The sequence below is a fragment of the Streptomyces sp. NPDC086077 genome (assembly GCF_040686175.1).
Lineage (GTDB): Bacteria > Actinomycetota > Actinomycetes > Streptomycetales > Streptomycetaceae > Streptomyces.
On record NZ_JBFBJT010000260.1, the window covers coordinates 1 to 5,636 of the forward strand.

The window sequence follows — 5,636 nt, forward strand, 5'->3', positions numbered from 1 at the left end:
GCGCCGGTGACACCGGCTCCCGGCCCGGCGGCCTGACCGCCGGCGCCCGCCGAACGACCGGCCCGGCCGCTCGCGGTCGCCCGCCTGCCGGATCCGGCCACTTCCTGGGTAGACCCCGTCCGCGCTGTTCCCGTTCCCCCTCCGGTGAGAGGACCACCCTCATGATGGGCAAGCGCCCACTGCCCCTGCTGTCGGCCGTGGCCGCCACGGCCGCGCTGTTGTCCGGCTGCGGTGGCAGCTCCACCCGGGACGACGCCGCCCAGGCGGGCCCCGCCGCCGAGGGCTTCCCGGTCACGCTGTCCAACTGCGGTGTGAAGACCACCTATCTGCGGCCCCCGCGGCGGGCCGTGTCGCTGAACCAGCACGCCACCGAGGTCATGCTGGCGCTCGGTCTGGAGAAGTCGATGGTGGGCACGGCCTACCTCGACGACAAGATCCTCCCCGAGTACCAGGACGCCTACGACGGGGTCGAGGTCGTCGCGGAGGAGTACCCGTCGTTCGAGACGCTGCTGGCCGCCGAACCCGACTTCGCCTACGGCGGGTTCGCCAGCACCTTCGACGAGAAGGAGGGCCGTGGCCGCGACGCCCTGTCCAAGGCGGGCATCAACTCCTACCTGAACGTCGAGGAATGCCCGTCCGGGCCCGTGACGATGGCCACGATGGAGCAGGAGATCCGCAACGTGGCCAAGATCTTCGGGGTGCCGGACCGGGCCGAAGCGGAGCTGAAGAAGCTCCACGCCACCCTGGCCACGGTCGAGGACAAGCTCGCCGGAGTCACCCCGGTCGAGCTCTTCGTCTACGACAGCGGCGACAAGACCGCCTTCACCGCGGGCGGCGCCGGCATCGGCAACGAGATGATCGAGCGGGCGGGCGGGGTGAACCTCTTCGCCGACCTGGACAAGGCGTTCGGGGACGTGTCGTTCGAGCAGGTCGCCGAGCGGGCGCCCGAGGTCGTCGTCATCTACGACTACGGTGACCAGCCGGTCGCGGACAAGAAGAAGTTCCTGCTGTCCAACCCCGCGCTCAAGGACGTACCCGCCATCAGGAACAAGCGGTTCGCGGTGCTGCCGCTGTCCTCCACGGTGCTCGGCGTCCGGGTGCCCGCCGGCGTGGACTCCCTGGCCCGCCAGCTCCACCCGGACCGCTTCCAGTGAGCGGCCCGACCGGTGCCACGAGCGTGACCGGCGAGAGCGGCAAGCGCGACACGAGCGACGTGAGCGGCCGGGAGGCGGAGCAGGCGGACACCGTCCGGCGTCGCACCCGGCCGCCCTACCCGCTCGTACTCCTGCTGCTGGGCGGGCTGGTGGCCCTGGCGGCCACCTTCGGGATCGCCGCCGGATCCATCGGCCTGCCGGCCGACCAGGTGTGGGGCATCCTGCTGCACCGGGTGCATCCGGCGCTGGCCGACCCCACCTGGACCCCGGTCCGCGAGACGATCGTCCTCGACGTACGGCTGCCCCGGGTCCTGCTGGCCGGCGTCGTGGGGGCGGGCCTCGCGGTGTGCGGCATGGCTCTCCAGGCGCTGGTGCGCAACCCCCTCGCGGACCCGATGCTGCTCGGCGTCTCGTCGGGCGCCTCGGTCGGCGCGGTGCTGGTCGTCGTCTTCAACCTCACCCTGTTCGGCGTGTTCTCGCTGCCGATCGTGGCGTTCCTCGGCGCTCTCGCCGCCCTGGTGGCCGTCTACTTCCTGGCCCGGTCCGGCGGGCGGATGACGACCGTGCGGCTGGTGCTGGCTGGCGTGGCGACGGCCGAGGTTCTCTCCGCGCTCGCCAGTTTCCTCGTGGTCACCTCCAACGACCCGCACACGACGCAGTCGGCGCTGCGCTGGATGCTCGGCGGACTCGCCGGCACCACCTGGACGGTGGTGTGGATCCCCGTCGGCGCCGTCCTCCTCGGCACGGCCGTGCTGCTCGGCGTCTGCCGGTCCCTCAACCTGCTGCTCGCCGGGGAGGAGGCGGCCGTGGCGCTCGGCCTGGACGTCCACCGCTTCCGCGCCGCGCTGTTCACCCTGGTCGCCGTCATGATCGGCGCGATCGTCGCCGTCAGCGGCCAGATCGGCTTCGTCGGCCTGATCATGCCCCACGTCGTACGGCTGCTCGTCGGCGCCGACCACCGTCGCGCGCTGCCCGCCGCGGCACTGCTCGGCGCGGCCTTCCTGATCGCCGCCGATCTCGCGGCCCGCACCGTGATGAGCCCGGAGGAGATTCCCGTGGGCATCCTCACCGCCCTGGTCGGCGGCCCCTTCTTCCTCTGGCTGATGCGACGGAGGACGGCATGACGGAGACAGCCACGGCGAAGGGCGCCACCCCGGCCCGCGCGGCGCCCGGCGCGCTGGCCGTGCGGGACGTCTCGGTCGTCGTCGACGGCCGGGCATTGGTGGACCGGGCGTCACTGGACGTGGCGCCCGGCGAGGTGGTGGGGCTCGTGGGACCCAACGGGGCCGGGAAGTCGACTCTGCTGCGCACGGTCTACCGAGCCCTGCGCCCCACCTCGGGGCGGGTGCTGCTCGACGGCGAGGATGTCCGGCGGATGCCGGGCAAGAGCCTGGCGCGGCGTCTGGCGGCCGTCCTGCAGGAGTCGGCGGGGGAGTTCGAGCTCTCGGTGTACGACGTGGTGGCCATGGGTCGCACCCCGCACAAGCGGGCCTTCGAGGGGGACGACGCCGGCGACCGGGCCGTCGTCATGGCCGCGCTGGCCGAACTCGACGCCGCGGGCCTCGCGCAGGCCCCTTTCAGCCGGCTGTCCGGCGGCGAGAAGCAGCGGGTGCTGATCGCCCGCGCTCTCGCCCAGCGGGCCGGGACGATGGTGCTGGACGAGCCGACCAACCACCTGGACCTGCGCCACCAGTTGGACACGCTGCGCCTGGTCCGCCGGCTCGGTGTGACCGCCGTCGTCGCCCTGCACGACCTCAATCTGGCCGCCGCGTTCTGCGACCGCATCTGCGTCATGGACGGCGGCCGGCTGGTGACCGCCGGGCCGCCCCGAGAGGTTCTCACGCCCGAACTCCTCTCCGGCGTCTACCGCGTCGACGCCGAGGTGACCGAGCACCCCCGCACCGGCGTCCCGCACATCACCCTGCTGCCCGGCACCGGTGCGTCCGGACCGTCTTGAGCCCGGTACACAGCAGTCCGGGGGCTTCCCCGGCGCCCGGGACGCGCGGGGAGTGGATGTCGTAGACACCGGGCCCCGCCTCGCGCGGGCAGCCGTGCGCGGCCAGTTCCCGCGCGATCTGCATGGGGGAGCGGGCGGCCACGCGGGCGCCGACGCCCGGGAACCAGCCGCCGCCTCGTTCCGACTGCTGTGGAGGAGCGAGGAGGTGGCATGGAAGGACTGGACGTCGTGATGCGCGAGGTCGCCTGCCGGCACGGCCGTGTGGAGGCCGTACGGGGCGTGGACCTCGACGTCGCGGCCGGCCGGCGGGTGGCGTTGACCGGTACCAACGGCTCGGGCAAGACCACGTTGCTGCGGGCCGTGCTCGGTCTGCACCGCCGCGCGGGCGGCCGCATCCTGGTGGGCGGCCGGGACACCCGCAGCGCGGCCGAGTGGGCGTGGCGGCGCCGGGCGTGCGCCTGGATACCCCAGAAGCCGGCGGTCGGCCGCTTCCCGCTGCAGGCAGGGGAGTTGCTGGCCAGCGGCGGCGCGCAGGCCGAGGCGGTCGAGGCGGCGGCCAAGCTGGGCGTCGGGCAGCTCGTCGGCCGGCCGTTGCACACCCTGTCCGGCGGCCAGTTGCAGCGGATGTACCTGGCGCGGGCGGTCGGCTGTGTGGCGGCGGGCGCCGGGGTGCTGCTGGCCGACGAACCCACCGCCGCGCTCGACTTCGCCGGGCAGGAGGAGGCCGCCGACGTCCTGCTGTCCCTGCCCGTGACCGTCGTCGTCGTCACCCACGACCGGGCACTGGCCGACCGCTGTGACCAGGTACTCGAAATGGCCGCCGGCCGTCTGCGGGAGGTGCGGTGAACACCCAGGCCGCCGCCGACGTCGGCCAGTTGCTGCAACTCGTCCCGGTCCAGCGCGCGGCATTCGCCCTGCTGCTGGCCGCCGTGGGCCTGCCCGTCATCGGCGTCGTGATCGTCGGTCTCGACATCATGCCGGTGCGGTTCGCGATGATGCACGTGGCGCTGCTCGGCATCGCGGTCGGCCTGCTGACCGGCCTCGACCCGATGCTGTGCGCGCTGCTCGCCTGTGCCCTCGCGGGCGCCGGTGTCGCGCCGCTGGCCCGTACCCCGGACGGGCTGTCCGGGGCGATGGGCCTGCTCATGAGCCTGGCCATCGCGGCCGCGCTGCTCGTGCTCGCGGTGTCCGGGGTCAACGCGGCCGGCGCGTTCGCCCTGCTGTGGGGGTCGATCCTGTCGGTGGGCACCGCGGACCTGTGGGTGATCGGCTCCCTGGCGCTCGCCCTCCCGGCCCTGTTCTGGTGGCGGCGCCGCGACCTCGCCCTGCTGCTGTTCGACCGTGAACTCGCCCTGTCCTCGGGCGTACGGGTCGAGCGGCTCACGCTGGTGCTGCTCGTCCTGGTGGCGGTGGCCGTCGCCGGCGCCATCAAGCTCACCGGTGCGCTGCTCGTCGACGCGCTCACGCTGCTGCCCGCGCTCGCCGCCCGCCGCCTGGGCACGTCCCTGACGTCCATCACCGTCTGGGCGGTCGGCATCGGAGTCGCCGTGAACCTCACCGGGTTCCTCGTCGCGCTCCGCTTCGACTGGCCGCCCGGGCCGGTCCTCGTCCTCACCGCCGGCGTGGTCGTCCTCGCCGTCCACCTCGTACCCGAACGGAGAATCAGCTCATGGCGCGCACCCGCGTCCCCAGCACTTCCCTCCTCGCACTGACCCTCACCGCGGGGCTCGCGCTGACCACAACCGGCTGCGGGGGCGGGAGCGAGTCCACGTCCTCGTCGACCGGCGGCGAGGGCTCCGCACCGGTCGTCGTCGCCACCACCACGTGGGAGGGCGCCCTCGCCAAGGCCGCCGGCGCCAAGGACGTCGAGGTCATCGTCCCGCAGTCGGTGCAGCACGCCCCCGACTACGACCCCCGGCCGTCCGACCTCGCGGCGGTGGCCGGCGCCGACTACGTGCTCTACGCGCCCTTCGAGCCGTACGCCGCGAAGATCAAGGAAGCGGCCGGCTCCGACGCCGAGCTGGTCGAGGTGAACCTCGACAACGACGCCGACAAGGCGAAGGCGGAAGTCGCCCGTCTGGGCAAGCTGTTCGGCACCGGGGACGCCGCGGAGCGCTGGACCACTGCCTTCGACTCCGAGTACGCCACGCTGCAGAAGGGTTTGAAGGGCAAGTGGCCGGACGGGAAGCAGCCCACCGTCGTCGCCCAGGTGTTCGTGACCTGGGCGGCGAAGATGGCGGGCGCGGACGTCGCCGGCTCCTTCGGGCCCGAGGCCGTGACGGCGCGGCAGCTGTCCGGCCTGTCGAAGAAGAAGCCCCGGCTGGTCGTGGACAACGCGCACATGACGACCGGCACGGTCCTGCCCGACTCGGGCGCCGAACAGGTCGAGATCGTCAACTACCCGGGGACCGACCTGGATCTGCTGGCCGTCTACCGGGACGCGGCGAAGACCCTGGAGACGGCGATGGCCGCGTCGTAGAGGCGGTCGCACCAGGCGCCGAGGGGGCCGCCCGCGCCGGGCGGCC

At 73.4% G+C, this 5,636-nt stretch carries 6 protein-coding genes and 1 pseudogene; 6 read left to right on the forward strand and 1 reads right to left on the reverse strand.

Annotated features, from left to right (window positions below):
• The first annotated feature begins 161 nt into the window (after positions 1 to 161).
• The 3 genes from AB0O67_RS36320 to AB0O67_RS36330 are packed head-to-tail and all read left to right on the forward strand — an operon-like array spanning position 162 to position 3,111.
• Positions 162 to 1,154 carry an ABC transporter substrate-binding protein gene (locus AB0O67_RS36320; RefSeq protein ID WP_365460058.1) on the forward strand — a complete coding sequence of 331 codons (993 nt, stop codon included), beginning with the start codon at positions 162 to 164 and terminating at the stop codon, positions 1,152 to 1,154.
• Between the two features lie 59 nt (positions 1,155 to 1,213).
• The gene (locus AB0O67_RS36325) at positions 1,214 to 2,278 is read left to right on the forward strand and encodes an iron ABC transporter permease (RefSeq protein ID WP_365460073.1); all 1,065 of its coding nucleotides are present in this window, start codon (positions 1,214 to 1,216) and stop codon (positions 2,276 to 2,278) included.
• A complete protein-coding gene (locus tag AB0O67_RS36330; protein WP_365460061.1) occupies positions 2,275 to 3,111 on the forward strand; it encodes an ABC transporter ATP-binding protein in 837 nt (278 codons plus the stop codon). The genes AB0O67_RS36325 and AB0O67_RS36330 overlap by 4 nt, the downstream gene beginning before the upstream one ends.
• On the opposite strand, the pseudogene AB0O67_RS36335 reads toward AB0O67_RS36330, so the two are convergent.
• Positions 3,101 to 3,250 (reverse strand): annotated as a pseudogene (locus tag AB0O67_RS36335) (5-methyltetrahydropteroyltriglutamate--homocysteine methyltransferase); the annotation flags it as partial. The gene AB0O67_RS36330 and the pseudogene AB0O67_RS36335 overlap by 11 nt on opposite strands.
• Before the next feature lie 71 nt (positions 3,251 to 3,321).
• Between AB0O67_RS36335 and AB0O67_RS36340 the strand changes: the two are divergent.
• The 3 genes from AB0O67_RS36340 to AB0O67_RS36350 are packed head-to-tail and all read left to right on the forward strand — an operon-like array spanning position 3,322 to position 5,590.
• Positions 3,322 to 3,957 (forward strand): ATP-binding cassette domain-containing protein, encoded by a 636-nt coding sequence (locus AB0O67_RS36340; protein ID WP_365460064.1) that lies wholly within the window; start codon positions 3,322 to 3,324, stop codon positions 3,955 to 3,957.
• Positions 3,954 to 4,823: a metal ABC transporter permease gene (locus AB0O67_RS36345; RefSeq protein WP_365460067.1), complete on the forward strand. Its 870-nt coding sequence runs from the start codon at positions 3,954 to 3,956 to the stop codon at positions 4,821 to 4,823. The genes AB0O67_RS36340 and AB0O67_RS36345 overlap by 4 nt, the downstream gene beginning before the upstream one ends.
• Complete coding sequence (locus AB0O67_RS36350; protein ID WP_365460070.1) at positions 4,781 to 5,590, forward strand: ABC transporter substrate-binding protein; 810 nt, start codon at positions 4,781 to 4,783, stop codon at positions 5,588 to 5,590. Before AB0O67_RS36345 ends, AB0O67_RS36350 begins: the two co-directional genes overlap by 43 nt.
• The last annotated feature ends 46 nt before the right edge of the window (positions 5,591 to 5,636 follow it).

What these genes read in the sequence shown, in the direction of transcription:
- AB0O67_RS36340 (WP_365460064.1), top strand. Translation starts at nt 3,322, where the DNA reads ATGGAAGGACTGGACGTCGTGATGCGCGAGGTCGCCTGCCGGCACGGC.
- AB0O67_RS36320 (WP_365460058.1), top strand. Translation starts at nt 162, where the DNA reads ATGATGGGCAAGCGCCCACTGCCCCTGCTGTCGGCCGTGGCCGCCACG.
- AB0O67_RS36350 (WP_365460070.1), top strand. Translation starts at nt 4,781, where the DNA reads ATGGCGCGCACCCGCGTCCCCAGCACTTCCCTCCTCGCACTGACCCTC.
- AB0O67_RS36330 (WP_365460061.1), top strand. Translation starts at nt 2,275, where the DNA reads ATGACGGAGACAGCCACGGCGAAGGGCGCCACCCCGGCCCGCGCGGCG.